Raw genomic sequence first — 26,280 nt, 5'->3', positions numbered from 1 at the left:
GGTTGAGGATGAGCCCGCAGTCGCAGTGGTCGAGGACCGCGCCGACGACCTCCCTCCGGCACGTCGTACTCGGCGACCTCCACCAGGAACGGCACGCCGAGCCGGTCCTGGAGCTGCCGCGCCCGTCCGCCTTGCCGGCGTGCCCACTCCCGCAACGGCCCTACCTGCCGTGAGGGGTACAGGTGGCCGCTGAACCAGGGCGCGGCCCACTCGGCGGCCAACGCCGCGCCCGCCTCCACCTCGGCAGCGTCCACGTCGGCGGCCTCCACCCGGCCGCCGCAACCGCGCGCGGTCGTCCTCGGGCAGGTGGAGGCACCGCTCCACCACGACCTCCACCCACCCCGCGCCCGCCGGGCCACCGAGCAGCCAGGGCTCCCAGGACCGCCGGTACCCCACCCCCGAGCCGAGCGGGGGAGTAGCGGACTCACCACGACCACTCCTTGGTGAGGTGACAGCCACTCGTTGGGGTGGAAGTGGCGCCCACCGCGGTCCGCCGCGCCCGTGGCGGCTACACCGGGACCACCACCGTGGTCCTTGGGCGACACCCCGCAACGTGAATCGGACACACCTCATGGAACCCGACCTCACCGCCGCGTACGACGTCTCGGCCGAGTTCTACGACCTCCTCCAGGAGGAACGCGACCACGCCCGCGCGCGCCACCGCTTCACCGCCGCCGCGCGTCAGGCCCGCACGGGCGTCATCGACGTCGGGGCCGGCACCGGCATCGTCGCCGACGTCCTGGTCAGGTCCACGACCGTGCCCGTCCACGCCATCGAGCCCGCCAACGCCATGCGCGCGTTCCTGCGAGCCCGTCTCGCCGCCATGCCCGCGCACGACCGGGCCCGCGTCACCGTCCACCCGTGCCCCGCCCAGGACTTCCGCCTGCACCGGGCCGCCGACCTGGCGGTCGCCGCCAACGTGGTCCAGTGCCTGCCGCCGGCGCACCGCCGCGCGACTTGGCACGCGTTGGCTGAAGCCCTCGTCCCCGGCGGCCTCCTCCTGTTCGACCCCCCACCGGAACGCCCGGAACGAGGCCAGTGGCACCTGCCGCCCGTCCACTCGGGCCGCGACGTGTACAGCGCCGACGTCACCTCGACGCCGGAAGGCGGGACGCAGCGGCTCCGCTACACCTACCGCGTCCACCGCGCCGGAACCCTGATCCGCGAGGAGCACGAGGACTTCACCGTCTGGCCCGCCCCGCGCACCGCCATCACCGCCGAACTGGGTGACGCCGGCTTCACCCCGGTCCGCCCACCCCACCGGGACCTGCGCGCCGCCGTCCGGCGTGCCTGACCGACGGGGTCAGCGCCGCGTCGGTCGCCTTCAGCTTGCGGGCGATCCCGTCCGCCGCGGTCCGCAGGTCGGGCACCAGCCGGGCCAGGTCGGTGCGCACCGACCGCACCACGACGCCCAGCGCGCCGGCGGGTTCCGGCCCGTCACCCGGGATGGGCACGGCCACCGAGCAGGAGCCCAGCGTCATCTCCTCGCTGGTCAGCGCGTAGCCGCGGTCCGCCGTGGTCCGCAGTTCGCGCAGCAGCCGCGCCCGTTCGGTGATCGTGTACGGGGTGAAGCGGGCCAGGGGGCGTTCGACGTAGCTGTGCGCGAACGCGCCGCCGGCGTGGGCCAGCAGCGCCTTGCCGACGCCCGTCGAGTGCATCGGCAACCTGGAGCCGGCCCGTGAGATGACGGGGACCGAGCGGTGGCCGCACAGCTTCTCCACGTACAGGGCGTCGAACCCGTCGTGGACCGCCAGGTGGATGTTCTCGTGCGTGGTCTCGTACAGGTGCTGCATGAACGGCAGCGCGACCTCCCTCAGCCGACCGGCCACCGGCGCCAGCGTGGCCGCCTCCCACAAGCGCAGGCCGATGCTGTAGCCGCCGGTCGCGTCCCGGTCCAACGCGCGCCACGCCACCAGCTCGGCGGCCAACCGGTGGGCCGTGGCCAGCGGCAGGTCCGCGCGCCGGGCCAGCTCGGTGATCCTCAGCCGCGTGTGGGCGCCGTCGAACGCGCCGAGCAGTGCCAGCGCCCGCCCCGTCACCGACCCCCTGGACGTCTCGTCCGCCATGCCGCACTCCTCGTCCGCCGTGCCGGTGAACGTAGCGACGGACCGACCCCGGAATCCGCACCGTTTCCACCCAGTGGAAGCCGTAACTAGCGGACGCGCCCCGGTGGCCCTTGAGTCGACCCATGCGAACCCAAGTCGGAATCGTCGGTGCCGGCCCCGCCGGTCTGGTGCTGTCCCACCTGCTGGCCGAACGCGGCATCGACTCCGTGGTCGTCGAGGTGCGCGGCCGTGCGGAGATCGAGCAGACCATCCGCGCCGGCGTCCTGGAGCAGGGCACGGTGGAGTTGCTGACGGCCATGGGCGCGGGGAAGCGGGCGTTGGCGGAGGGCGCCCGGCACGAGGGGATCGAGCTGCGCTTCGACGGCCGGGGCCACCGGATCGACTTCGCCGCTCTCGCGGGCCGGGCGGTGTGGCTCTACCCGCAGCACGAGGTGCTCAAGGACCTGATCGCCGCGCGGCTCGACGCCGGGGCCGACCTCCGGTTCGAGGTGGGCGACGTGTCGCTGCGGGACGTCGCCTCCGACGAGCCGGTCATCGCGTTCACCGACGCCGACGGCACGCCGGTCGAGCTGCGGTGCGACGTGATCGCGGGCTGCGACGGGTCCGGCGGCGTCAGCAGGCGCACGATCCCCGACGGGGCGCGCACCGACTACTTCCGGACCTACCCCTTCGGGTGGTTCGGCATCCTGGCCGAAGCGCCGCCGTCGTCCGGCGAACTCGTCTACGCCCACTCCGAGCGCGGCTTCGCGCTGATCAGCACGCGGACGCCGCAGGTGCAGCGGATGTACTTCCAGTGCGACCCGGACGAGCGCGTCGAGGACTGGAGCGACGACCGGATCTGGGCCGAGCTGAACGCCCGCGTCGCCGGCGACGGGTTCACCCTGGCCGAGGGCCGGATCTTCGACCGCAGCGTCATCCCGATGCGCAGCTACGTCTGCGAGCCGATGCGGCACGGCCGGCTGTTCCTGGCCGGGGACGCCGCGCACACCGTGCCGCCCACCGGCGCGAAGGGCCTCAACCTGGCCGTGGCGGACGTCGTCGTGCTCGCCCGCGCGCTGGAGACGTTCTTCGCCACCGGCTCCGCCGACCTGCTCGACGCCTACGGTCCGACCGCGTCACGGCGGGTGTGGCGGGCCCAGCACTTCTCGTGGTGGATGACCTCGATGCTGCACACCGACCCGGCGGGCTCGGCGTTCGACCTCAAGCGCCAACTCGGCGAACTCGAACTCCTCACCGCCACCACGGCCGCCGCCACCCACCTGGCCGAGGCCTACACCGGCTGGCCGATCGAGGTCTGAGCCGAACTCCGGGCCGGTCCGCGCCCGTCACCGTGATCGCGCACCCGGCACCGGTTCGCCGCGCGGATGACCGCGCGCCCCCTACCGGGCGTCGGGCCGGATCAACGGGCGGACCGAGTCGCGGACGACGATGTGGGTGCCGAGCATGACGTGCTCGGTCGGGTCCGACTTGTCCCGCGCACGGGCCAGGGCCATGCGCACGGCGGTGCGGCCCAGCTCCTCGTGCGGCACGTGGACGGTGGTGAGGTCGATGTCGGCGGCCGGCGGCAGGTCGTCGAAGCCGACCATGGAGACGTCCTCGGGGATGCGCAACCCGTGCTCGCGCAACGCCTGCCGGGCGCCGGCCGCGATCAGGTCGTTGCCGGCGAACACGGCGGTGAAGTCGCGCGGCCCGGCGGCGAGCCGTTCGTTGATCATCCGGTGGCCCTCGCGCCGCTCCATGCTGCCCACCACCTCCAGGTCGGGGTCGTGCGGCACGTGGTGGTCGGCCAACGCCTTGCGGTAGCCCGCGATGCGGCTCTCCGGCGTCGTGTAGCTGTCGCGCCGGCCCAGGAACAGGATGCGCCGGTGGCCGGCCGACAGGAGGTGGCTCGTGATGGCGTAGGCGCCGCCGGTGTTGTCGTACTCCACCACGAGCGCGGGCACGTCGGGCCCGAGCGCCGGCCGTCCGCACAGGACCAGCTGCGAGCCGGCCAGCGACAGCGCGCGGGCGTACTCGCCCATGCGCTCGCGGTAGGCGTCGTCCGCCACGACGTTGCCGACGAGGATCACGCACTCGGCGTGCTCCTCGCGCATCAGCTGGACGGTCGCGAGCTCGCGCTCCGCGTCACCGCCGGTGGTGCCGACGATGCACAGCTTGCCCTCGATCGCGGCCTGGGTCTGCACGCCCTGCGCGACGTGGGCGTAGTGGGGCGAGACCACGGAGTTCACGATGATGGCGACGCTGCGGCTGCTCGCGCCGGCCAGCCCGCGCGCGTTGGCGTTCGCCACGTAGTCCAGCTCGCGGACCGCGCGCAGCACCTTCGTGCGGGTGGCGGGGGCGCTGGGGTACGTGCCGGACAGGATCCGGGACACGGTCGCGACGGACACGCCCGCGTGCGCGGCCACGTCCCTGATCGTGACGGGCCGCCGTCCCTCGGTGTCGGACGCCGAACGCCGGACCATCCCGCCCCCTGCCGTGAAACTTGCTGGTAAACCGCTTACACGCGATGTTTCCGGCTGCCTGCCCTGCTGTCAAATCGTTCCGGGGGTACGCCATGTCACCAACCGCGCACGGATTAGGCCGGTTGCTGCCGTATTCGACTGTAACCGTATACCGCCGCTGCTGGACACCCTTGACACGCCATGCAGGCCATGCTGCGATCAAGCCACAGTAAACGGTTAAACAGCGCGCCATTTCCCCCGAGTAACGCCCACCCAAGTGGAGCCCTCATGGCGATGATCTCCCGTCGTAACCTCCTCCTCAGCGCGGCGGCCGTCGGCGCCGCCGGCCACCTCGCCAGGACCGCCGGAGAGGCGCACGCCGACCCCGCGGCGACCCGGGCGGCGAGCGGCCTGATCGACGACGGCGTCCAGCTCAAGTGGCTGGAAGGCGGCACGCCCCGGCAGCTGGCCGCCGGCTCCACCTGGGGCGTGCCGTGGCCCAAGGGAACGGTTCCCGAGGACCAGTCCTTCGCGCTGCGCACCGCCGCCGGCCGGCAGGTGCCCGTGCAGACGTGGCCCACCGGGTACTGGCCGGACGGGTCGCTCAAGTGGACCGCGCACGCCATCGGCGCCGACGTGCCACCGGCCGAGCAGTACGTGCTCACCTCCGGGACGCCCGCGGCGCCCACCACGGCCGTGACGGTCGAGGACCGCCACGACCGGGTCGAGGTGAACACCGGCGTCATCCGGTGCGTGATCGCCAAGAAGGGCGACCAGCTGGTCCGCGCCCTCTTCCGCGGCGACCGCGAGATCGCCCGCAACGGCAGGCTGGTGTGCCTGCGGCAGGACGAGCCGGGCGACGAGGACAGCACCGCGAAGCCCGAGAAGTTCACCGGCCGCACCGAGAAGGTGACGGTCGAGTCGTCCGGCCCGGTCCGCGCCGTGGTCAAGATCGAGGGCGGGCACCGGCACGGCAACCGGACGTGGCTGCCGTTCACCGTTCGCCTGTACTTCTACGCCGGCAGCGACGGCATCCGCGCCGTGCACAGCTTCGTGTTCGACGGCGACGAGAAGAAGGACTTCCTGCGCGGCCTGGGCATCCGGTTCGACGTGCCCCTGCGCGACGACCTGCACAACCGGCACGTGCGCTTCGCCGGACCCGACGACGGCGTGCTGGCCGAGGCGGTGCGCGGCATCACCGGACTGCGCCGCGACCCCGGCGCGGCGGTGCGCAAGGCGCAGGTCGAAGGCCGGGCCACCCCGTCCGTGCAGACGTGGGACACCCGCGTCAGCTCGCGGCTGCACCTCATCCCCGCCTTCGGCGACTACTCGCTGCGCCAGGTCACCGCGGACGGCTTCCAGATCCGCAAGCGCACCAAGGCGGGCCACGGCTGGATCCCGGTCGACTCGGGCGGGCGGGCCGGCGGGCTCGGCTACGTCGGCGGCCCCAGCGGCGGCTTCGCGTTCGGCATGCGCAACTTCTGGCAGCTGCACCCCACCCAGCTCGACATCCGCGGTGCGGCGGGCGAGACGGCCGAGGTCACCCTGTGGCTGTGGTCGCCCGACGCCGGGGCGATGGACCTGCGCTTCTACCACGACGGCATGGGCCAGGACACCTACCCGGAGCAGCTGGAAGGCCTGGAGATCACCTACGAGGACTACGAGCCGGGTTTCGGCAGCCCGTACGGGATCGCGCGCACGACCGAGCTGATGTTCTGGGCGCTCGACGCCACCCCGCCCGCCCAGCGGATCGCGGAGCTGGCCGACGCGGTGCGGACGCCGCCGCTGATCGTCGCGCCGCCCGCCCACCTGCGCGCCGCCGGCGTGTTCGGCGACTGGTCACCGGTCGACCGCTCGACCCCGGCGAAGGCGCGCATCGAGGACCGGCTGGACTTCCTGTTCGACTACCACAGCGGGCAGGTCGAGCAGCGGTCCTGGTACGGGTTCTGGGACTACGGCGACATCATGCACAGCTACGACCCGGACCGGCACGTGTGGCGCTACGACGTCGGCGGCTACGCGTGGGCCAACTCCGAGCTGTCCCCGGACCTGTGGCTGTGGTACCACTACCTGCGCTCCGGCCGGGCCGACGTGTTCCGCTTCGCGGAGGCGATGACCCGGCACACCGGGGAGGTCGACGTGTACCACCTGGGCAAGTGGCAGGACCTCGGGACCCGGCACGGGGTGCAGCACTGGGCGGACAGCGCCAAGCAGCTCCGCATCAGCACCGCCGGGTACCGGCGCTTCCTCTACTTCCTCACCGCCGACGAGCGCACCGGCGACCTGATGCGCGACCTCGTGGACGCCGACAAGACGTTCCTGGCCCTCGACCCGATCCGCAAGATCCGCACGGGGCCGTACGAGCCGGACCCGCACGCGCTCAGCGTCGGCCTCGGCACCGACTGGAGCGGCCTCGCGCTCGCCTGGCTGACCGAGTGGGAGCGCGGCGGCGACCCGGTCGCACGCGAGAAGCTGCTCAACGGCATGCGCACCATCGCCGCGATGCCCAACGGGTTCGCGCAGGGCAGCGGCCTGTACGACCTCGACAACGGCGAGTTCGCGCCGGCCCAGCCGACCGTGAGCGTCGGTTCGCTGGGGTCGGTGTTCGGCCTGGTCGAGCTGTGCAGCGAGGTCATCTCGCTCACCGGTGACGAGGCGTTCACCAAGGCGTGGTTGCAGTACTGCCGCCTCTACAACGGCACCGCCGCCGAGCAGCAGGCCGAGACAGGCAAGTCCTGGGGCAGCCTCAACCTGCGCCAGGCCCACTCCAGGCTCACCGCCTACGCCGCCGTCAAGCTCGGCGACGCCGCCCTGGCCGAACGGGCCTGGAAGGAGTTCGACACCGGCCACGCGGGCTACCCCCGGACCCTGGAGTTCAGGTCCGCGCGGCTGGAGGGGCCGGCGGTGCTCAAGCCGGTGGACGAGGCCACCTTCGCCTCGACCAACGCCTCCTCGCAGTACGGCCTGGCCGCCATCCAGTGCCTCGCCCTGGTGGGGGACAGGCTTCCCGGCTGATCCACCGGTATGGCCCCCGCCTCCACCCGTCACCCACAGGGAGCTGATCAGTGACCCGCTCGCCGCACGGCCTCCCGATGCCCACCGCATCCCCGCACACCGGCTGGACCCGGACGCACTGGGAGGCCGTCGCGGACCACCTGCTGACGTCCGTGGTGCCGTACGCCACGGACGACTTCGCCCAGTTCCGGCTGCCCGGCCGGGCGAGTCGGTCGGGGCAGGTGAGCGACGGGCTGGAGGGCTTCGCCCGGACGTTCCTGCTCGCCGCGTTCCGGATCGCGGGCGCGGGCGGCGACGTGCCGCCCGCGCTCCTGGAGCGCTACGCGCGAGGTCTGGTGGCCGGCACCGATCCGGCGCGCCCGTACGCCTGGCCTGCGCTGGCCGACATGTCGCAGCAACTGGTCGAGGCCGCGTCGGTGGCGTTGGCGCTGCACGAGACCCGCCCGTGGCTGTTCGACCGGTTGACGTCGGCCGAGCAGGAGCGGGTGGTGGCGTGGCTGGCCGGCATGGTCGGGAAGCGCACGCCGGACAACAACTGGGTGCTGTTCCGGGTGGTCGTGGAGCAGTTCCTGGCGTCGGTGGGCGGGCCGCACGAGCCGGACGAGATCACCGACGGGCTGGAGCGGATCGAGGAGTGGTACGTCGGCGACGGCTGGTACTCCGACGGCAAGGGCAAGAACTTCGACTACTACTGCGGCTGGGCGATGCACCAGTACCCGTCGCTGTGGGCGCGGATGGCGGGCGACACGGCCCGGCAGGAGCTCTACGCGGGGCGGCTGAGCCGTTTCCTGGAGCAGTACCAGCACTTCTTCGCGGCCGACGGCGGGCCGGTGCACCAGGGACGGTCCCTGACGTACCGGTTCGCCGCGGTGACGCCGTTCTGGCTCGGCGCGCTGACCGGTGCGTCGCCCCTGCCTCCCGGCCGCACGCGGCGCATCGCCAGTGGCGTCCTGCGCCACTTCACCGAGCGCGGCGTTCCGGACGAACGAGGGCTGCTCTCGTTGGGCTGGTACGGCGAGTTCCTGCCCACCGCGCAGGACTATTCAGGCCCAGCCTCACCGTACTGGGCGAGCAAGGCTTTCCTGGGCCTGCTCCTGCCGCCCGACCATCCTGTCTGGACGGACGCCGAGGAAGCGGCGCCCGTCGACCTGGCGGATCAGGTGGTGCCGATGCCCGCGCCCGGCTGGCTTCTGCACACCACCCGATCGGACGGCGTCGTCCGCCTGGTCAACCACGGCAGCGACCGCGACCGCGTGCAACCCGAGGACGGTGCGCCCGACCCGCACTACCTCAAGCTCGCCTACACCAGCCACACCGGACCTGAGGTCGGCGGACCGGCGTCCGGTGTGGACAACCACCTCGCCGTCATCGCACCGGACGGCACGGCCTCCGCGCGCCGGCGCATCGAGCCGCTGACCGTGTCGGACGGCTTCGCCGCGTCGGCCTACCGCGACGGCCCCGTCCACGTCGTCACGGCGTCGGTCGTCCACGGCGCGGCGGAGGTCAGGATCCACCGGGTCACCGCCCCCGCCGGCTACCAGGTCCGGGACGGCGGCCACGCCCTCGCCGCGCCGGACCCGCTCGAATCCCAGGTGGGGGACGGCGTTGCGCTGGCACGACGTCCGGACGGGCTGTGCAGTGCGGTGCGCGCCCTGTTCGGCTACACCAGTGCGGGCGTGGTGAGCGCGGAGGGAACGAACGCCTTCGCCCGGCACTCGGCCACGCCCTACGTGATCGCCGACGTTCACCCCGGTGGTACCGCGGTCTACGTCAGCGTCGTGCAGCTCGGGGTCGAAGAGCCGCCCAGCCCGGGCGTGCGCGTCGAAGACGGCCTGATCGTGCTGTCCCTGCCCGAGACCGTCACGGTCCGCCTGGATGACGGGCACCCGACCTGCGACCGCGTCCGCACCGGCTGAGGTGTCCCTTCGGTCTGCCGGTCGGGGACGGCAGACCGAAGGGACCAGCCGACCGGGCCGGACGCGGCACGACCCGGTCAACGGCTATTGGACGCCGGCCGGCGGTGATCCGCTACTCGAAGCCGACCAGGATCAGCTCGACATCGACCAGCTTCGATGATCCGCGATCGCCTCGACGAAAGGGGCTGCTTCACTCTTCCGGTTGTCCTCCAGGGTTCCGATCGCCTGGGACAGCCACTCGATCAACGCATGCGCGGGGTCCGAGTCGAGCAAGAGGGAGCGCAGCTGCCGGCATGACTGGGCCGCGTAGTTGAGGTTTCCGACCTTGTAGTGCAGTTCCACCGCCCGTCGGAGGTGGGTCATCGCGGCACGGTGCCGGCCGGCCGCCGATTCCAGTTCGGCCATCGAATCAGCGACGTGTGCCAGTCCGTAGAGGTTGTCGGACTTCGCGTAGAGGTTCTCCGCGAGTCGGTGGTAGCGCTTCGCGTCGGTCGGTTCACCCAGGGCCTGGCAGGTGCGGCCGAGGTGGCTGTACGTGCTCGCAGTGGCCGCGTCATCGCCCGAACCTTCGTACAGCTCAAGAGCCTTCGAGGCGGAGTCGAACGCGTCGTGGAGGGCGTTGGCGCGCAACTGCACCGCGGCGAGGCCGTTCAGCGCGTTCGCTCGCCCCTGCACGTCACCGAGTTCGTCGAGGATGTCGAGCGCGGTCGAGTACCAGTCGACGGACCGCCGGTAGTCGCCGCTCTCGCCGTGCGCCCGTGCCAGCGACTGTTGGAGCCGGACCTCCACCGACCGGTCGCCGAGGCGCCGGGCGGCGGCGACGGCGTCGGTGTGGGTGTCGATCCAGTCCTGGAGGCGCGCGGTCAGGTAGGCGAAGTTGGAGATCGTCCACGCCAGTTGCCATGTGTAGGGGTGCAGTTGTTCCGCGGTGGCGAATGCGATCGCGGCGAGGACGTTGTCGTACTCAGAGGTGAACCACGCCAGGGCGTCGGTGCGGTTGGTGAGAACGGGCAGTAGTTCCGGACGCAGGCACGGGTCGAGCGCCACCGGCCGTCGATGGTCGTTGATCAACCGATCCGCACGGCTCGCGGCGTGCAGCAAGTGGTTGAGCACCGCGACCACGATCGCTTCGCGCCGCTCCGGGGGGTCGTGCCGCAGGGTCTTCTCCAGGCCGTAGATGTGCGCCAGCGCGTGGAAGGCATGGTGCCCGGAAGAGGTCCGCCCCAGCAGGTGGCAGCGGACGAGTTCGTGGATCGTTTCACGTGCCTGGAACAGGTCGCTGCCGATCATCGCGGCGGCAGCACGCACATCGATCCGGGAACCCGGGAACAGGGCCAGTGTTCGGAATCCCTCAGCCATGGCGGGGGGCAGATTGTCGTACGACAGGGAGAACACCGCTCGCATATCCGCAGCGTCCGGCAGGTGCAAGGCGTCCAGCGCCTCGGTCTTGTTCTCCAACGCTTTGACGATGCCGTTCAGGGAGTTCGTCGGGTCGTCGGCCGCGCGCGCGGCTACCACGCTCAACGCAAGCGGATGTCCGCCGCACGCGGCCACGATGCGTGCCACCGCCGCGCTTTCCGTCTCCACGCGGTATGTGCCCAGGCGCTGTTCGAGGAGGTGCACCGCCTCCTCCGCGGTGAGCGGCGGGAGGTGGATGCGCTCGGCGTCGTGGTGCACGGCCAAGCCGTGGAGCCGGTGGCGCGCGGTTACGACTGTGAAACAGCTGCGCGAGCCGGGGAGCAGTGGTCGGACCTGAGTGCTGTCGCGCACGTTGTCAATGATCAGCAGGACTCGCCGTTCGTCCAGCGTGCTGCGGAGCAACGCCAACTGGTCGTCCGGTTCGGGTGGGATGGACCCCATGGGCACGTGCAGGGCGCCGAGGACCATGCGGGCTGCCGCTTCCGGAGTAACCGCAGTGCGGATCGAGTCGAACCCGCGCAGGTCGACGTAGACCTGACCGTCAGGGAACAGGCCACGTGCGGTGTCGCCCCATCGCAGCGCCAACGTGGTCTTGCCGATTCCCGGCTGCCCGTCGAGTACGCAGACGCGACTGCCGGCTTCCGCCGTCGCGAACGCGGTCAACCGGTCGAGTTCGACGGAGCGCCCGACGAAGCGACGCGCGCCGGGCGGCAAGTTGTGGGGGACCGGTGTGTGCGCGGAGCCGTGGTGGACGCTGATGCCACCGTTGACGACGCCTGCTTGGACCACTGCCGCGATGGCTTCCGCGTTCGCGGAGTTCCTTGCCGTCATGCGATCCTGATGGTGGGTCCGCACGTTGTGATCTCGAACCTGGACGCCCTTGTCCCGGCGCGACTCCACCCGGTACTTGCCCACCGCGTCACCTCGTGGATCGACAAGCACCAGTACCTTGCGCGCTGCGGCGCCCAGCTCCGCCCGCTCGTCGTCGTCGGCTCGCGCAAGGGCGCCTTCGAGTTCCTTTCGGTGGGCTCGCGGGTCGGCCAACTGCATCTCCACCACGCCACCAGCCGAATCCGCGCCGGAGATCCCACGGCGCAGGACCTCGCCGGTGGTGATCTTCAGTTCCTGGTAGGCGTCCTGTACCGCGGTCGACGCGGCTTCTCCCGTGCCCGCTGCCGCACCCGCGGTCAATGCCACCAGCACCAGTTCCACGAGCTCGACCACGACGCACCCCCGGCACACCCGTCTGCTTGTCCAGCAGTATCGCGGCTACTCGTGCGGTGAATGCGTCATCCCCACCACCATTCGCAGGTCCGGCTGTCGCCTGCGCGTGCGAGCGGAATCACAAACCGATCCGGTCGGTTTCCCTACCGATCCGGTCGGTCCGTGCGTACGGTCGAGGGCGTGGCAGGACGGTTCCGACAGCAGATCGACGACGAGATCCTCGACCGGGCGGCCGGGCTCTTCGCGCAGCACGGGTTCGCCCAGACGTCGCTGAAGTCCCTCGCCGACGCCGTCGGCCTGTCCAAGCCGGGCCTGCTGCACCACTTCCCGAGCAAGGCCGCCCTCTACGAGGCCGCGCTGGGCGTGGGCCACGCCTTGGGCGAGCGGGTGCTCGAACAGCTGGAGCCGCTGCCGCCCGGTCCGGACCGGGACCGGCGCGCGCTGGAGCTGCTGACCGACATCGCGCTCGACCGACCGGGGTTGGTGGCACTCGGGTTCCGCTCGATCACCGCGCCCGACAACGCCCCCGTGAGCAACACCTACGACACGTTCGTGTCGAAGATGTTCGCCATCGACCTGGCCACCGCCCGACCGGATCGGCTCGTGCGGGTCGTGGGCGCGCTCAGCGCGCTGGCCGCGCTGGTCCTGGCCGCCAACCAGGCGGGCGGCAAGACCACCTGGCGACCGCACATCATCGCGACCTGTTCCGACGCGATCGGCCATCACCGGCCCGACGCCGCTACATCTCGTTCTTCCCAGGTGGAGGCCTGATCCCGATGGCAGTTCTGTTGCACCGGCTCGGCATGGCCGCCCATCGGCGCCGGTTGGCGGTCGTCCTGTTGTGGCTGGTCGTCCTGATCGGCTCCGGTGTCGGTGCTCTGACGCTGTCCGGGACCACGTCGAACAGCTTCGCCATCCCCGGTCAGGAGTCCAGCACCGCACTGGAAAAGATCAAGGCGGAGTTCGGCTCAGGGGGCGCGTCCGCCCGCGTGGTCGTGCAGGCACCCCAAGGGCAGACGCTGACCACGCCGGAGAGCGCGCAGGCCATCGGGGAACTGGTGGCCGAACTGGGCGCGCTGCCCGGCGTCACCTCGGCGAGCAACCCGTTGGACCCGGCCGCGCCGACGATCAACGCGGCGCAGGACACGGCCTTCAGCACGGTGACCTTCGACGCCGCCGCGGGTGAGGTGACCGCCGATCAGCAGGCCGCGCTGCTCGACGCCGTCGACGACGCCAGAGCAGGCGGGTTGACCGCCGAGGTGACCGGTGAGGCCACCCAGACGCCGCCGCACATCGGCGGCCTGGCCGAGGCGATCGGGGTCGTCATCGCCCTGTTGATCCTCGCGCTGACCTACGGCTCGTTGGTCACGGCGGGGATGAACCTGATCACCGCGTCCGTCGGCGTCGGCATCGGCGTGCTGGGCGTCACCATCGCCACCGGGTTCATGGACCTCCAGTCCACCACCACGGCACTGGCCGGGATGCTCGGCCTGGCGGTCGGCATCGACTACGCCCTGTTCATCATCAACCGCTACCGGCAGGAACTGCGTCGCGGCGCGGACGTGCCGACTGCCATCGGCATCGCCGTCGGCACCGCCGGCTCGGCAGTCGTGACCGCGGGCATCACCGTGATCATCGCCCTGGTCGGGCTGGTCGTGGTCGGCATCCCGTTCCTGACCCAGATGGGTCTGGCCGCAGCCGGGACCATCGTCGTCGCCGTCCTCGTCGCGATCACCCTGGTCCCCGCGGTGCTCGGCTACCTGGGCCGCCGCGCCCTGCCCCGCAAGCAGCGCACGGCCACCGCCGCACCGACCGACAGCGCCGCGCCGACCGGTGTTGCCGACACACCGGACCGGGGCTTCTACGCGGGCTGGATCGGCACGATCACCCGCCGCCGGGTGACAGCGCTGCTGCTGTCGATCATCGCCCTGGGCGTCGTCGCGGTGCCGTTCGCCGCCATGCGGACCACCCTGGTCCAGCTCCCTGAGGCGGACAGCACCCAGGCTCGGGCCGAGCAGTTGCTCACCGACGGCTTCGGCCCCGGTTTCAACGGACCGCTGGTCGTCCTGTTCGAGGGCGACAAAGCCTCCCGGATCGCGACCGACGCCACGGGTGCGATCAGCGAGCTCGACGACGTCGCCGTCGTCACGAGGGCCATCCCCAACGCCGACGACACCGCGGCGATGCTCACCGTCATCGCCGAGTCCGGTCCCGCCGGCGAAGCCACCGAACGGCTGGTCACCGAGCTGCGCGAGCAGCTCTCCGGTCTCGACAGCGGCACCGCGTCCGTCACCGGCGCCACCGCCGTGAGCGTCGACGTGGCGGTGTCCCTCGACGAGGCGCTGCCGATCTACCTCGTGCTGGTCGTGGGTCTGGCGCTGATCCTGCTCGTGCTGGTCTTCCGGTCGCTGCTGGTCCCTCTGGTCGGCGTGCTCGGCTTCCTGCTGACCGTCGGCGCGTCGCTGGGCGCGACCGTGGCGGTGTTCCAGTGGGGTTGGCTGGCCGACGCGGTCAACCTCGACACCACCGGACCGCTGATCAGCCTCACCCCGATCCTGGTGATCGGCATCCTGTTCGGCCTCGCCATGGACTACCAGATCTTCCTGGTCTCCCGGATGCACGAGGCCCACCACCGCGGCGCCGCACCCCGCGACGCCATCGTGACCGGCTTCCGCCAGGCCGCACCGGTCGTCGTCGCCGCGGCCCTGATCATGTTCTCGGTCTTCGCCGGATTCGTCCCGGCCGGCCAGCTCGCGATGAAGTCCATCGCGTTCGCGCTGGCCATCGGCATCCTCGCGGACGCCTTCGTGGTCCGGATGGTCCTCGTCCCGGCGGCGTTGGCCCTGCTCGGCGAACGGGCGTGGTGGCTGCCCAAGTGGTTGCGCCGGCTGCCCACCCTCGACGTCGAGGGCGCCGCCCTCGACCAGGAGGCGAAGACCGGACGGCGAACCCTGGTCGACGTCACCGGATAGCCGGCCCGCGCTGACGAGGCGCGGACGCGCCTCGTCTTCGATCAGGAAGTCCTGCGGCAGCGTCACGTGCCGGAACGGGACGGCGGCGCCGGAGACCTGCCCGGCGCCGCCACGACGTCACTGGTTCGTCGAGTGCTCCTTCGCCAGTTCGTCGGCGACCTGGTCACCGCCCGCCTGCCGCCACTGGGCGACGACGTCCTTCCACGCCGACGGTGGCTTGCGGCCGAACGTGACCGCCGTGATGCCGTCTCCGATGATCTGGCCCAGCTGCGCGCCCTTGCTCGCCTCGGTGCTCGACCGGAGGCCGGTGGCGGGGTTGCGCACGCTCTTCGGCAGCGACGCCTTCTGCCAGTCGTGGACGGCCTTCGCCACGTCGCCGTGGCCGGGCAGGTAGAGGACCGCCGGGGCGGTGCCGATGTACTTCGTCGGCAGCAGCGAGTTGTTCTCCTGGCTGTACAGGTCGGTGGTCTTGATGCCGTCGGCGTCCTTGGTGAAGTGCTTGCCCTCCACGCCGTAGTTGGCCAGCTCGTACTCCTTGGTGCCGAACGGTGCGCTGAGGTAGTCGACGACGCGCAGCAGCAGCTTGATCCGGGCCGGCTCGGCCTTCTTGAACGTGACGTAGCCGAACACGCCGGCCCCCTGCCACGGTGTGGCCTTCGGCCCGTACGGCCGGCCGAGGTCGAGTGCGAACCGGCCGTTGATCTTGCTCAGGTTGGACAGGTTCACCGAGCCGAAGCCGTCGTTCATCGAGGCCACCGTGCCGTTGTAGAAGTGGCTCTGCATGTCGGTGGAGCTGATGGTGAGGCTGTCGGGGTAGTGCGTGCCGGCCTCGACGAGCTTGCGCATGACCTCCAGGGCCTGCTCGAACTCCGGCGTGGCGATGGTGTGGCTGAACTTGCCGTCGTCCGCCGACCAGGTGTTGGGCGCGCCGAGCGAGCCGGCGTGGTAGGTGATGCCGCCCAGCCCGCCGAACAGCGTCTTGAACCAGCCGACGCCCCACTTGTTGTCGCCGGTCAGCTCCTTCATGGCGTCCAGGTACTGCTCGGTCGACCAGTCCTTGGGGATGCCCGCCGCGTCCATCGCGGAGCGGTTCACGAACAGGCTGTTGGCGGGCATCGGGCGTTCCAGCGGGATGCCGTGGAGCTTGCCGCCGATGCGGCCCATGCCCTTCCAGGCGTAGGTCGGGATGTTGGCCAGGTTCGGGAACTCCTTCACCGCGTCGCCGCCGACGAACTCCGACAGGTCGGCGGCGCGGGCCTGGACGAACTCGGCCGCGTGCGGCAGCGCCAGGTTCGAGAACATGATCAGGTCCGGCAGGTCTTCGCCCGAGGCCATCAGCGTGGCCATCTTCTGCCCGTACTCGGGATCGGGCACGACGATGACCTTCAGGTTGACGCCCAGCGCCTCGTTGATCGCCTGCCAGTACTGGTTCTCGCCGACCGGCTTGGGCGGCGCGCCGTAGGACAGGACCAGGACCGTGACGTCGGAACCGTCCCCCACGGGGTTGTTCACCGACTGCACGAGCTTCTCGGGGTACTTCAGGTACAGCGGCTGCACGCCCGTGGCGTCGCCGGGCGCGTCCGGGGCGGGGCCGGAGAACGGCACGTACGACGGCCAGGGGGCGAGGTCCTTGCCCGCGTTGGAGACGTCGCCGGACGAGCCACCCGTTCCGCACGCCGTGAGGAAGGACGGGGCGGCCAAGCCGAGCGCGCCGACTCCCACGAGCCGCAGCAGGGAACGGCGGTCGATGCGGTGATCCATGACGAGATTCCTGTCCAGAGGTTGGCGGTGGGGGCGGGTTTCAGGCCTTCAGGGCTCCGGTGACGACACCCTTGACGAAGTAGCGCTGCAAGAACGGGTACACGCACACGATGGGCAGCGTCGCGAGCATGACGACGGCCATCTGCACGGACTGGGGGGACGAGGTGGCCAACTCGCCGGAGGTCTCGGCGAGCGAGGCGCCACCCGTGACGTACTGGCGCAGCACCGTGCCGATCGGCCACTTCGTCTGGTCGTTGAAGTAGATGATCGCCTCGAAGAAGCGGTTCCAGTACGCGACCGCGTAGAACAGGCCGATCACCGCGATGACCGCCTTCGACAGCGGCAGCACGATCCGGCGCAGGATCGCCATCTCTCCCGCGCCGTCGATCCGGGCGGCGTCGATCAGCTCCGGCGGGATCGACTGGAAGAAGCCGCGCATCACGACCAGGTTGAACACGTTGATCAAGAACGGCAGGATCAGCGCGGCGTACTGGTCGAACAGCCCGGCGCTCTGCACCACCAGGAACAGCGGCACCATCCCCGGCGGGAACAGGAACGTGAACAGCACCAGCAGCAGCAACGGCTTGCCGCCGTACACCTTCGGCCGGCTCAGCGTGTAGGCCAGGCCGATGGTGCACGCCAGGCTCAGCGCCGTGCCGACCAGGGTGATGCCGGCGCTGACCAGCATCGCGCGGGTGATGATCCCGCCCTGGAGGATCTCGGTGTACGCGCTGAACGAGAACTCGCCGGGCCACACCACCCACCCGCCGTTGTCGATGACGGTCTGCGGGCTGGCCAGGCTCGTCGCCAGGACCGTCCACAGCGGGAAGACCACCAGCAGGACCACCACGGTCAACGCCACGGCCTTGGCCGCGCGGACCGCGACCGTGGGCCGGCCCATCCACGCCGGAGCTGCGCCTGTCCTGCTCATCTCTGGTAAACCCCCTGCTCGCCCAGCCTGTGCGCGACCTTGTTGGCGGCGTAGATGAGCGCCACTCCGATCACGCCCTTGAACAGCCCGACCGCCGCGGCGTAGCCGAAGTCGCCGCCCGCGAAGCCGGTGAAGTACACGAACGTCTCCAGCACCTCGCCGGTCTCCGGACCGACCGACTGGCGCTGGAGGAAGAACTGCTCGAACCCGATGGACAGGAACTCGCCCAGCCGCAGCACCAGCAGCAGCGCGATGACGGGCCGGATCGCGGGCAGCGTGACGTGCCACAGCCGCCGCCAGTAGCCCGCGCCGTCCAGCGCCGCCGCCTCGTACTGCTGCTCGTCCACTTGGGACAGCGCGGCCAGGAAGATGATGGTGGCCCAGCCGCACTCCTTCCAGATGAGCTGCGCGATCACCAGCGGCCCGTACGCGTCGGGGTTGCCGACGATCGAGACGGTGCCCAGGCCGAGGTCCGACAGCCACCCGTTGAGCACGCCCGCGCCGCCCAGCATCTGCTGGAACAGCGCCACCACGATCACCCACGACAGGAAGTGCGGCAGGTAGACCACGCTCTGCACGAACCGCCGCACGGTGTCGCCCACGACGCTGTTCAGCAGCAGCGCCAGGGCAAGCGGGGCGGGGAAGAAGAACACCAGCTGGAGGGCGGCGATGACCAGCGTGTTCTTCACCGCGTTCCAGAACTGCGGGTCGCCGAACATGCGCTCGAAGTGGGCCAGGCCGACCCACTCGCTGCCCGAGACGCCGAGGAACGGGATGAAGTCCTGGAACGCCAGCACGTTGCCGAACAGCGAGCCGTAGTGGAAGACCAGGAAGTAGACCAGGCCCGGCGCCGCGACGATCAGCAGCACCCGGTCCGCCCGGATGCGGCGCAGGTGACCGGAGCGCGAGCCGTCGCCCCGGGACCGGGGTGGTGGCTTCTCGACCGGAGGGCTGGTGCCACCAGCGCCGCCGCGGACCCGCGTCATGCTCACGTCAGAGGCCTCTCTCGCGGTGCAGAGCCGAAACAGAATGTTCACCAAGATAAAACGGTTACATGAGTACGTCAACAGTCGGCGACCGGCCAGTTTGGGCACTTAGATGCACTTCTGCGCGGTTAATCGGTCCAGTGAGGAGCGTTGTGGACTGGGAGTAGATGTGCGTACAGTGGTGTCGGTATGGAAACGTTTACATCGGTCGGCGCTCGCTGATCCACCGATAGGAGCCCACTCCGTGTCACGGCGACCTGTCGCGGTCTTCGCCCTCGCCCCCTGGGCGCACCGCGACGTCTTCCCACCCGACCTCGTCACCCGGCTGCGGCAACTGGTCGACGTCGACCCGTCGACGACGTTCACGTCGTTCGACGGTCCGGCCGCTGCGGCGGCCCTGGCGGAAGCGGACATCCTGCTCACCGGGTGGGGGTGTCCGCGCATCGACGCCGGGGTGGTGGCCGCCGCGCCGAGGCTGCGGATCGTCGTCCACGCCGCCGGCACCGTCAAGACCCGCCTCGACCCCGTCGTGTTCGAGCGCGGTCTCGTGGTGTCCTCCGCCGCCGAGGTCAACGCCGTCCCGGTCGCCGACTACACCATGGCGATGCTGGTCCTGGGGGCGAAGCGGGCGTTCAGCCGGGCCCGGCGTTACGCGACCGCCGCCGTGGACGCGCCGCGCGACTGGCTCTCCGGTGACGGCACCGGGCTCCATGACTGCACGGTCGGGGTCGTCGGCGCCTCCCGGATCGGTCGACTGGTGCTGCGCCGGCTCCGGTCGTTCGACGTCGAAGTCCTGCTGTACGACCCGTACGTGACCGCGGGCGAAGCCGCCGGCCTCGGGGTCGAGCGGGTGGGCATGGACGACCTGTGCCGGCGCAGCGACCTCGTCACCGTGCACGCGCCCGCGCTGCCCGAGACCCACCACCTGCTCGACGGCCGCCGGCTGGACCTGCTGCCCGACGGCGCGGTCGTCCTCAACACCGCGCGCGGGTCGCTGATCGACACCGAGGCGCTGACCAGGCTGTGCGCCACGGGCCGGATCTCCGCGATCCTCGACGTCACCGATCCCGAGCCCCTGCCGCCCGGTCACCCGCTCCTCACCCTGCCGAACGTCCTCGTCACCCCGCACTTGGCGGGAGCGCAGGGCCGTGAGGTGCGCACGCTGGGCGAGTTCGCCGTCGCCGAGGTGAGCCGGTACCTGAAGGGCGTGCCGCTGCTCGGACGGGTGGAGCGTGAGCAGCTGCCGTACATCGCCTGACGCCTGGTCCGGCTCGGCTGACGTGATGAATCCGGGGGTGTTCCGATGAGCGGTTGGCGGTTCGCGGTGAGCACGCTGGGGGCGCCCGGCGCACCGGTGGGGGACAGCGCGCGGCTGGCGGCCGAGCACGGGTGCCACGGGGTGGAGATCCGGGTGCACCCGGACGAGGAGGTCCACCTCGGGCTGACGCCGGCACGGGCGGAGCGGGTGCGACGGGAAGTCACCGACGCCGGGTTGGAGATCGCGTGCCTGGCGGGCTACCCGAAGGTGTGCGGGCCGGGGCCGGTCCTGGACGAGTTGCGCGCCTTGGTGGAGCTGGCCGCGTCGCTCGGCGCGCCCGCGATCCGGGTGTTCCCGGGTGGTGAGGAGGAGGGGCGGGGGCTGGAGCGCATCGCGGCCGTCCTGCCGGACCTGCGGGCGAACGACGTCCGGTTGCTGGTCGAGACGCACGACTCCCACCCGACCGGCGAGGCGGCGTTGCGCCTGGTCGCGCCGTTCGGCGAGCCGGAGCGGGTCGCGGTGCTGTGGGACGCGGTGCACCCGTGGCGGGCGGGCGAGCCACCGGAGCGCACCCGCCGGGTGCTGGGGGAGCACCTGGGCTACTTCCAGGTCAAGGACGTGGCAGCGGGCGATCCCACACCGGTGCCGCCGGGCGAGGGCGCGGTGCCGCTGGACGTCTGCGGGAAGTCGCTGGCGGACTGGTCGGGCTGGGTGTCGCTGGAGTGGGAGCGGGCCTGGTACCCCGGCATCGCCCCGCTGCCCGTGCCACTGCGGGCCGCCGCCACCTGGTTCGACCGGCTGCGCCCCCGATGACCCGCGCGAGCCGGACACCCGGGACCACGCGGAACCAGGGTGTCCGGCTCGCGGCGCGTTCATCGCGGGGCGGCCGGTGGAGTCGTGGCGGGCGCGGTGGTGAGCAGGGTGGCGGCGATGGTCTCGCCCACGCGCTCCAGCAAGGGCTCGGCGTGCTCGTGGCAGCGGGCGGTGTCGGGTTCGAGGTCGGTCAGGGTGAAGGCGTGCGAGAACCCGGCGGCGGCCAGTTCTTCGGCGTCGAGCGCGCAGCTCCCCGCCACGGCGATGACGTCGGCACCGGCGTGCCGGGCCGCCGCGGCCACACCGGCGGGCGCCTTGCCGCGCAGCGTCTGGTGGTCCAGGCGGCCCTCGCCGGTGATGACGAGCCCCGCACCGTGCAACCGGTGCTCCAGCCCGGTCAGCTCCAGCACCAGGTCGATGCCCGGACGCGCGCCGGCGCCCAGCGCGAGCAGGGCGAACCCGGTCCCGCCCGCGGCGCCCGCGCCGGGCAGCGGCGCCGCGTCCACCCCGGTCGCCGCGTGCACCAGGCCCGCCCAGCGGGTGAGCGCGGCGTCCAGGTCGGCGACCGTGGCGGCGTCCGCGCCCTTCTGCGGGCCGTAGACCGCCGCCGCGCCGTGCTCGCCCGACAGGGGGTTGTCCACGTCGCTCGCCACCACCAGCTCCACCCGGTCCGGCCCGGTCAACCTCGGGTGCAGACCGGTCAGGTCGATCGCGCGGACGGCGTTCAGCGGTGACGTCGTCACGTCCAGCTCGGCGCCGTCGGCGTCGAACAGTCGCGCGCCGAGGGCCGCCAGCAGGCCCGAGCCTCCGTCGGTGGTGGCACTGCCGCCGAGCCCGACCACGACCGTGCGGTGGCCCGCGTCCAAGGCCGCTGCGATGAGCCGGCCGGTGCCGCGGGTGGACGCCGCAGCCGCCCGTTCCGGCGTCGACGGGACGTCCGCGACCAGGCCCAGACCGGACGCGGCGGCCAGCTCGACCACCGCGATGCCGTCGCGGGACGCGTAGCGCGCCTCCACCGGTCGCCCCAGCGGGTCGGTGGACGTGACCTGCACGGATGTGAAGCCCGCGGTGGCCAGGGCGTCGAGCGTTCCGTCACCGCCATCGGCCACCGGGTGCTCGTGCACGACCGGCGCGCTCGGGTGGCGGCGCAGGCCACGGGCGACGGCGGCGGTGGCCCGTCGGGCGGACAGCGAGCCCTTGAACGAGTCCAGCGCTACGACCACGTGCTTCATCACCGGATGAGGAAAGCGCTTTCCGCTACGTCTTGTCAACGGCGGCCGGGGGTCGGCAGGCGGCCTTGACGACGTGCCGGCCGCGTTCGATACTGCTTGGAAAGCGCTTTCCAAGCACAAGGGAGTCCCGGGTGGACAAGATCGTCATCGCGCTCAACGGTGTGACCGGCCGGATGGGCTACCGCCAGCACCTGGTCCGGTCCGTCCTCGCCATCCGGGACGAGGGCGGGCTCGCGCTGCCGGACGGGCGGCGCGTCCAGGTCGAACCGGTCCTGCTGGGCCGCAACGAGGCCAAGCTGCGCGACATCGCCGAGCGCCACGACGTGAAGCGGTGGAGCACGAACCTGGACGAGGTGCTCGCCGACGACGAGGTGTCGGTCTACTTCGACGCCCAGATCACCGCCACCCGCGAAGAGGCGCTGACCGCCGCGATCGACGCGGGCAAGCACGTCTACACCGAGAAGCCCACCGCCACGACCGTGGAGGGTGCGCTCGCCCTCGCGCGCCGCGCGCGCGAAGCCGGCATCGTCGCGGGCGTGGTGCACGACAAGCTCTACCTGCCCGGCCTGCTGAAGCTGCGCCGCCTGGTCGAGAGCGGGTTCTTCGGCCGGGTCCTGTCCGTGCGCGGCGAGTTCGGCTACTGGGTGTTCGAGGGCGACCTCCAGCCCGCGCAGCGGCCGAGCTGGAACTACCGCGCCGAGGACGGCGGCGGCATCGCCGTGGACATGCTCTGCCACTGGAACTACGTGCTGGAGAACCTGTTCGGCGCGGTCCGGGGCGTGTCCGCCAAGGCCGTCACCCACGTGCCCCGGCGCTGGGACGAGTCCGGCGCGCCCTACGACGCCACCGCCGACGACGCCACCTACGCCACGTTCGAGCTCGACGGCGGGATCGTCGCGCAGATCAACTCCTCCTGGTGCGTGCGGGTCCACCGGGACGAGCTGGTGGAGTTCCAGGTCGACGGCACGGAGGGCAGCGCCGTCGCCGGCCTGCGCCGCTGCGTGGCCCAGCACCGGACGAGCACCCCGAAGCCCGTGTGGAACCCCGACCTGGCCGTGCCGGAGGACTTCCGCGCCGGGTGGTCGGAGATCCCCGACAACGCGGACTTCGACAACGGCTTCAAGGTCCAGTGGGAGGAGTACCTGCGCGACGTGCTGGCCGGCCGCCCGCACGTGCACGACCTGATGTCCGGTGCCCGGGGCATCAACCTGGCGCAGCTCGGCCTGGAGTCGTCCGCCCAGCGCCGCTGGGTCGAGGTACCGGAACTGTCGCTGTGAGCGCCCTCGCGCTTCGGCACGACGTCGGGTCCGCGCTGACGATCGGCGACGGCGAGGTCGACCTCGTCCGCTACGCCTACGTGCCCGACACCCCGCGGCTGGAGTCGCCCAAGCCGTTCCTGCACCCGGTCCGCACCCGGGCCGGGCGGCTGGTGAGCCTGTTCCGGCCGCACGACCACGTGTGGCACAAGGGCATCGCGTGGTCGCTGCCGCACGTCGGCGACGAGAACTTCTGGGGCGGCCCGACCTACGTCCACGGGAAGTTCTACGTGCAGCTGGACAACAACGGCACCCAGCAGCACCGCCGCGTGGTCGACGTCGGCGCGGACGGGGACGCCGCCTGGTTCACCCACGAGCTGGACTGGATCACCCAATCAGGGCACACCGTGATCACCGAGCGCCGCACGGTCAGCGTCACCCTGCTCTCGGACGCGGCGTGGGCGCTGACCTTCGACACCGCGATGACCAACACCTCCGGGCACGAGATCGCCTTCGGCTCACCGACCACGCGCGGCCGGGAGAACGCCGGGTACGGCGGGTTGTTCTGGCGCGGCCCCCGCTCGTTCACCGGCGGGAGCCTGGTCACGCCGGACGGCGTCGGTGGTGACGAACTGCGCGGCCGGCGCGCCGAGTGGATGGCCTTCGCGGGCCGCCACGACGGCGACGGCGCGGAGTCCCTGGTGCTCCTGGTCGACCACTCGGCGAACCCGAACCACCCGCCGCGCTGGTTCGCCCGGACCGAGGAGTTCGCCTGCCTGAACCCGGCGCCGTTCTTCAGCGAGGAACTGGTCGTCCTCGACGGTGACACCGTGCGGTTCCGCTACGGAACCGGTGTGGCCGACGCGGGTGCGGCGGACGCGACGGCCCTGGCCGACTCCGTGTCCGAGGTGCTGCGTCGCGCGGACGCCCGGGGGTCCGGGTGAGCACCTTCCCCGGCGGGACCTCGTTGTCGTTCCTCGACGTCTACGACGACGCCGCACCGGACGGTGTCGTCGGCGGAAGCCCGCACCTGCACCTGGTCTCGACCGAGTGCTACGTCGTCGTGGGAGGGGAAGGCGAGCTGCACACGGTGAACCTCGACGGCTGCCGTGAGATCGCGCTGGGCCACGGGTCGGTCGTCTGGTTCACCCCCGGCACCATCCACCGGGCCGTCAACCACGGCGACCTCCAGGTGGTCGTCCTGATGGACAACGCCGGGCTGCCGGAAGCCGGTGACGCGGTCATGACGTTCCCACCCGACGTCGTCGCCGACCCGGACCGCTACCGCGCCGCGGCGACCCTCCCGCACCGGACGACGGAGGCCGAACGCGCCGCCGACGCCCGCGCGCGGCGTGACCTCGCGGTGGAGGGCTTCACCCGCATCCGTGACGCGATCCGCGCCGGGGACCAGGGGCCGCTGCGCGAGTTCTACGCCGCGGCGACGGCCCTGGTCCGGGGCCGGGCGGGACGGTGGCCGGCGATCGTGCGCGACGGCCCGCTCAGCCGGGCCGAGACCGGCCTGGCCCTGGCGTCCGACCTGAGCGTGGGCGTCGCGGGACACCTCGACCGGGCGGCCGTGTTCCAGGCCCCCGGACCCGCACCGGAACGGGCGTTCGGCATGTGCGGACGCCTCCGCCCCTACGCCGTCGACCACGCGGCAGCCGACAAGGAGCACCTTTCGTGACCACCTACACCTGCGCGATCGTCGGCACGGGCGCGATCGCCACCGCGCACGCCGAGGCGGTCGTCCAGTCGGCCGGCCGCGCCCGGCTCGTCGGCGCCGTCGACGTCCAGCCCGACCGGGCGGCGGCGTTCGGCGCGGAGTGGGACGTGCCGGTCCACGCGAGCCTGGCCGAACTGCTCGACGCCCGGCGCCCCGACCTGGTCCACCTCTGCACGCCGCCCGGCTCCCACCTGGCCCTGGCGCTGGAGTGCCTGGCGGCCGGCGCGTCGCCCGTGGTCGAGAAGCCGCCGGTGCTGTCGCTGGCCGAGTTCGACCGGCTGCGTGCCGCCGAAGCCGAGGCCGGGGTGCCCGTGGCCACCGTGTTCCAACACCGGTTCGGCTCCGGCGCGGTCCGGTTGCGGCGCCTGGTGGCGGAGGGCGCGCTGGGCCGGCCGCTGCTGGCCTCGGCGAACACCCTCTGGTTCCGCGACGACGACTACTTCGCGGTGCCGTGGCGGGGCAAGTGGGAGCTGGAGGGCGGCGGGCCGACGATGGGGCACGGCATCCACCAGTTCGACCTGCTGCTGTCGATCCTGGGGCAGTGGACGAGCGTCACGGCCCTCGCCGCCCGCCAGGCCCGGCCGACCGACACCGAGGACGTGTCCGCCGCGCTCGTCCGGTTCGAGTCGGGCGCGGTGGCCACCGTGGTCAACTCGGTGATCTCGCCCCGCCAGACCAGCCGGCTGCGCTTCGACTTCGAGCACGCCACCGTGGAGCTGGAGCACCTCTACGGCTACTCGGACGCAGACTGGCGCCTGACCGCCGCACCCGGCACGCCCGACGCCCTCTCGGCGTGGGAGAGCGGGCCCGTCGACACGCCGAGCAGTCACACCGCCCAGTTCGCCGCCGTCCTGGACGCGTTGGACGCCGGTCGCACGCCACCCGTCTCCACCGCCGACACGCGGGTGACCATGGAGTTCGTGGCCGCCGTCTACGCCTCCGCGTTCACCGGGCGCACGATCGAGCAGGGCGAGATCACCGAAGGCCACCCGTTCTACGGCAGCATGGCCGGCACCGGCGCGCCCTGGCTCGACCCGTCACACCCCCTGTCTCAGTCCCCTTCCAGGGGGGTGGGGTAGGCCGAAAGCGATGATATAGCGCTATTTCCGCAGTTCTGCGGTTTATTCGGGCACGCACGGTGACCACGGACGAAACTGTCGAGTGATCCCCGATCAATGCCGACGCCGTTACGGTCGAAAAGGAATTCATTTTTCGCCCAATCGAGGGGTCGGTCATCGTGATACCCAGCCGCGGTTTCGCACGCCCA

At 71.7% G+C, this 26,280-nt stretch carries 20 protein-coding genes; 13 read left to right on the top strand and 7 right to left on the bottom strand.

Going from position 1 to position 26,280, the window contains the following annotated elements; genetic code table 11:
- The first annotated feature begins 8 nt into the window (after positions 1-8).
- Together ACRAKI_RS22985 and ACRAKI_RS22980 are read left to right on the top strand one after the other, a co-directional pair.
- The gene (locus ACRAKI_RS22985) at positions 9-173 is read left to right on the top strand and encodes a hypothetical protein (RefSeq protein ID WP_447002570.1); all 165 of its coding nucleotides are present in this window, start codon (positions 9-11) and stop codon (positions 171-173) included.
- 398 nt (positions 174-571) lie between these two features.
- Positions 572-1,294 (top strand): class I SAM-dependent methyltransferase, encoded by a 723-nt coding sequence (locus ACRAKI_RS22980; RefSeq protein WP_447002569.1) that lies wholly within the window; start codon positions 572-574, stop codon positions 1,292-1,294.
- On the opposite strand, the gene ACRAKI_RS22975 is transcribed toward ACRAKI_RS22980, so the two are convergent.
- Positions 1,239-2,066 (bottom strand): IclR family transcriptional regulator, encoded by an 828-nt coding sequence (locus ACRAKI_RS22975; RefSeq protein ID WP_447002568.1) that lies wholly within the window; start codon positions 2,064-2,066, stop codon positions 1,239-1,241. The genes ACRAKI_RS22980 and ACRAKI_RS22975 overlap by 56 nt on opposite strands.
- A 122-nt stretch (positions 2,067-2,188) precedes the next feature.
- Here ACRAKI_RS22975 and ACRAKI_RS22970 point away from each other — a divergent pair, with 122 nt between their 5' ends.
- Entirely contained in the window at positions 2,189-3,364 is a 1,176-nt protein-coding gene (locus ACRAKI_RS22970; RefSeq protein WP_447002567.1) for a 4-hydroxybenzoate 3-monooxygenase, read from the top strand.
- Positions 3,365-3,445: 81 nt separating this feature from the next.
- Here the strand turns inward: ACRAKI_RS22970 and ACRAKI_RS22965 are convergent, their stop codons facing one another.
- Positions 3,446-4,471, bottom strand: a complete 1,026-nt coding sequence (locus ACRAKI_RS22965) for a LacI family DNA-binding transcriptional regulator (protein WP_447002566.1) — start codon at positions 4,469-4,471, stop codon at positions 3,446-3,448.
- A 324-nt stretch (positions 4,472-4,795) separates the two neighbouring features.
- Between ACRAKI_RS22965 and ACRAKI_RS22960 the strand changes: the two genes are divergently transcribed.
- Both ACRAKI_RS22960 and ACRAKI_RS22955 read left to right on the top strand, forming a co-directional pair.
- A complete protein-coding gene (locus ACRAKI_RS22960; protein ID WP_447002565.1) occupies positions 4,796-7,522 on the top strand; it encodes an exo-rhamnogalacturonan lyase family protein in 2,727 nt (908 codons plus the stop codon).
- Positions 7,523-7,599: 77 nt separating this feature from the next.
- Positions 7,600-9,438 carry a DUF2264 domain-containing protein gene (locus ACRAKI_RS22955; protein WP_447002564.1) on the top strand — a complete coding sequence of 613 codons (1,839 nt, stop codon included), beginning with the start codon at positions 7,600-7,602 and terminating at the stop codon, positions 9,436-9,438.
- A gap of 132 nt (positions 9,439-9,570) precedes the next feature.
- Here ACRAKI_RS22955 and ACRAKI_RS22950 read toward each other — a convergent pair whose 3' ends face one another.
- A complete protein-coding gene (locus tag ACRAKI_RS22950; protein ID WP_447002563.1) occupies positions 9,571-12,081 on the bottom strand; it encodes an ATP-binding protein in 2,511 nt (836 codons plus the stop codon).
- A gap of 180 nt (positions 12,082-12,261) precedes the next feature.
- Here ACRAKI_RS22950 and ACRAKI_RS22945 point away from each other — a divergent pair, with 180 nt between their 5' ends.
- Together ACRAKI_RS22945 and ACRAKI_RS22940 are read left to right on the top strand one after the other, a co-directional pair.
- Entirely contained in the window at positions 12,262-12,852 is a 591-nt protein-coding gene (locus tag ACRAKI_RS22945; RefSeq protein ID WP_447002562.1) for a TetR/AcrR family transcriptional regulator, read from the top strand.
- A gap of 5 nt (positions 12,853-12,857) precedes the next feature.
- Positions 12,858-15,053: an MMPL family transporter gene (locus ACRAKI_RS22940; RefSeq protein ID WP_447002561.1), complete on the top strand. Its 2,196-nt coding sequence runs from the start codon at positions 12,858-12,860 to the stop codon at positions 15,051-15,053.
- A gap of 117 nt (positions 15,054-15,170) precedes the next feature.
- Here the strand turns inward: ACRAKI_RS22940 and ACRAKI_RS22935 are convergent, their stop codons facing one another.
- From ACRAKI_RS22935 to ACRAKI_RS22925, 3 genes are read right to left on the bottom strand one after another with little or no spacing between them, the layout of a single operon-like run.
- Positions 15,171-16,814 (bottom strand): extracellular solute-binding protein, encoded by a 1,644-nt coding sequence (locus tag ACRAKI_RS22935; RefSeq protein ID WP_447002560.1) that lies wholly within the window; start codon positions 16,812-16,814, stop codon positions 15,171-15,173.
- 40 nt (positions 16,815-16,854) lie between these two features.
- Positions 16,855-17,745 carry a carbohydrate ABC transporter permease gene (locus ACRAKI_RS22930; RefSeq protein ID WP_447002559.1) on the bottom strand — a complete coding sequence of 297 codons (891 nt, stop codon included), beginning with the start codon at positions 17,743-17,745 and terminating at the stop codon, positions 16,855-16,857.
- On the bottom strand, positions 17,742-18,731 hold the full coding sequence (locus ACRAKI_RS22925; RefSeq protein WP_447008489.1) for an ABC transporter permease: 990 nt from the start codon (positions 18,729-18,731) through the stop codon (positions 17,742-17,744). The genes ACRAKI_RS22930 and ACRAKI_RS22925 overlap by 4 nt, the downstream gene beginning before the upstream one ends.
- A gap of 244 nt (positions 18,732-18,975) precedes the next feature.
- On the opposite strand from ACRAKI_RS22925, the gene ACRAKI_RS22920 reads away from it, so the two are divergent.
- Together ACRAKI_RS22920 and ACRAKI_RS22915 are read left to right on the top strand one after the other, a co-directional pair.
- Complete coding sequence (locus tag ACRAKI_RS22920) at positions 18,976-19,989, top strand: hydroxyacid dehydrogenase (RefSeq protein WP_447002558.1); 1,014 nt, start codon at positions 18,976-18,978, stop codon at positions 19,987-19,989.
- A 45-nt stretch (positions 19,990-20,034) separates the two neighbouring features.
- Positions 20,035-20,802, top strand: coding sequence for a sugar phosphate isomerase/epimerase family protein (locus tag ACRAKI_RS22915; RefSeq protein ID WP_447002557.1), 768 nt, complete (start codon positions 20,035-20,037; stop codon positions 20,800-20,802).
- A gap of 59 nt (positions 20,803-20,861) precedes the next feature.
- Here the strand turns inward: ACRAKI_RS22915 and ACRAKI_RS22910 are convergent, their stop codons facing one another.
- A complete protein-coding gene (locus tag ACRAKI_RS22910) occupies positions 20,862-22,034 on the bottom strand; it encodes a glycerate kinase (RefSeq protein WP_447008488.1) in 1,173 nt (390 codons plus the stop codon).
- 173 nt (positions 22,035-22,207) lie between these two features.
- On the opposite strand from ACRAKI_RS22910, the gene ACRAKI_RS22905 reads away from it, so the two are divergent.
- The 4 genes from ACRAKI_RS22905 to ACRAKI_RS22890 are packed head-to-tail and all read left to right on the top strand — an operon-like array spanning position 22,208 to position 26,092.
- Positions 22,208-23,311: a Gfo/Idh/MocA family protein gene (locus ACRAKI_RS22905; protein ID WP_447008487.1), complete on the top strand. Its 1,104-nt coding sequence runs from the start codon at positions 22,208-22,210 to the stop codon at positions 23,309-23,311.
- Positions 23,308-24,234 carry a DUF6807 domain-containing protein gene (locus tag ACRAKI_RS22900; protein ID WP_447002556.1) on the top strand — a complete coding sequence of 309 codons (927 nt, stop codon included), beginning with the start codon at positions 23,308-23,310 and terminating at the stop codon, positions 24,232-24,234. The genes ACRAKI_RS22905 and ACRAKI_RS22900 overlap by 4 nt, the downstream gene beginning before the upstream one ends.
- On the top strand, positions 24,231-24,974 hold the full coding sequence (locus ACRAKI_RS22895) for a cupin domain-containing protein (RefSeq protein WP_447002555.1): 744 nt from the start codon (positions 24,231-24,233) through the stop codon (positions 24,972-24,974). The genes ACRAKI_RS22900 and ACRAKI_RS22895 overlap by 4 nt, the downstream gene beginning before the upstream one ends.
- A complete protein-coding gene (locus ACRAKI_RS22890; protein ID WP_447002554.1) occupies positions 24,971-26,092 on the top strand; it encodes a Gfo/Idh/MocA family protein in 1,122 nt (373 codons plus the stop codon). The genes ACRAKI_RS22895 and ACRAKI_RS22890 overlap by 4 nt, the downstream gene beginning before the upstream one ends.
- The last annotated feature ends 188 nt before the right edge of the window (positions 26,093-26,280 follow it).

This window comes from Saccharothrix isguenensis, assembly GCF_052936305.1.
Note: the sequence above shows the minus strand (reverse complement) of the source record. Positions and strands in the feature narration are given on the sequence as shown.

Excerpts from the sequence above, each read along its gene's own strand:
- ACRAKI_RS22985 (WP_447002570.1), top strand. The coding sequence starts at position 9 with ATGAGCCCGCAGTCGCAGTGGTCGAGGACCGCGCCGACGACCTCCCTC.
- ACRAKI_RS22980 (WP_447002569.1), top strand. The coding sequence starts at position 572 with ATGGAACCCGACCTCACCGCCGCGTACGACGTCTCGGCCGAGTTCTAC.
- ACRAKI_RS22975 (WP_447002568.1), bottom strand. The coding sequence starts at position 2,066 with ATGGCGGACGAGACGTCCAGGGGGTCGGTGACGGGGCGGGCGCTGGCA.
- ACRAKI_RS22970 (WP_447002567.1), top strand. The coding sequence starts at position 2,189 with ATGCGAACCCAAGTCGGAATCGTCGGTGCCGGCCCCGCCGGTCTGGTG.
- ACRAKI_RS22960 (WP_447002565.1), top strand. The coding sequence starts at position 4,796 with ATGGCGATGATCTCCCGTCGTAACCTCCTCCTCAGCGCGGCGGCCGTC.
- ACRAKI_RS22955 (WP_447002564.1), top strand. The coding sequence starts at position 7,600 with ATGCCCACCGCATCCCCGCACACCGGCTGGACCCGGACGCACTGGGAG.
- ACRAKI_RS22940 (WP_447002561.1), top strand. The coding sequence starts at position 12,858 with ATGGCAGTTCTGTTGCACCGGCTCGGCATGGCCGCCCATCGGCGCCGG.
- ACRAKI_RS22935 (WP_447002560.1), bottom strand. The coding sequence starts at position 16,814 with ATGGATCACCGCATCGACCGCCGTTCCCTGCTGCGGCTCGTGGGAGTC.
- ACRAKI_RS22930 (WP_447002559.1), bottom strand. The coding sequence starts at position 17,745 with ATGAGCAGGACAGGCGCAGCTCCGGCGTGGATGGGCCGGCCCACGGTC.
- ACRAKI_RS22925 (WP_447008489.1), bottom strand. The coding sequence starts at position 18,731 with ATGACGCGGGTCCGCGGCGGCGCTGGTGGCACCAGCCCTCCGGTCGAG.
- ACRAKI_RS22915 (WP_447002557.1), top strand. The coding sequence starts at position 20,035 with ATGAGCGGTTGGCGGTTCGCGGTGAGCACGCTGGGGGCGCCCGGCGCA.
- ACRAKI_RS22910 (WP_447008488.1), bottom strand. The coding sequence starts at position 22,034 with ATGAAGCACGTGGTCGTAGCGCTGGACTCGTTCAAGGGCTCGCTGTCC.
- ACRAKI_RS22905 (WP_447008487.1), top strand. The coding sequence starts at position 22,208 with ATGGGCTACCGCCAGCACCTGGTCCGGTCCGTCCTCGCCATCCGGGAC.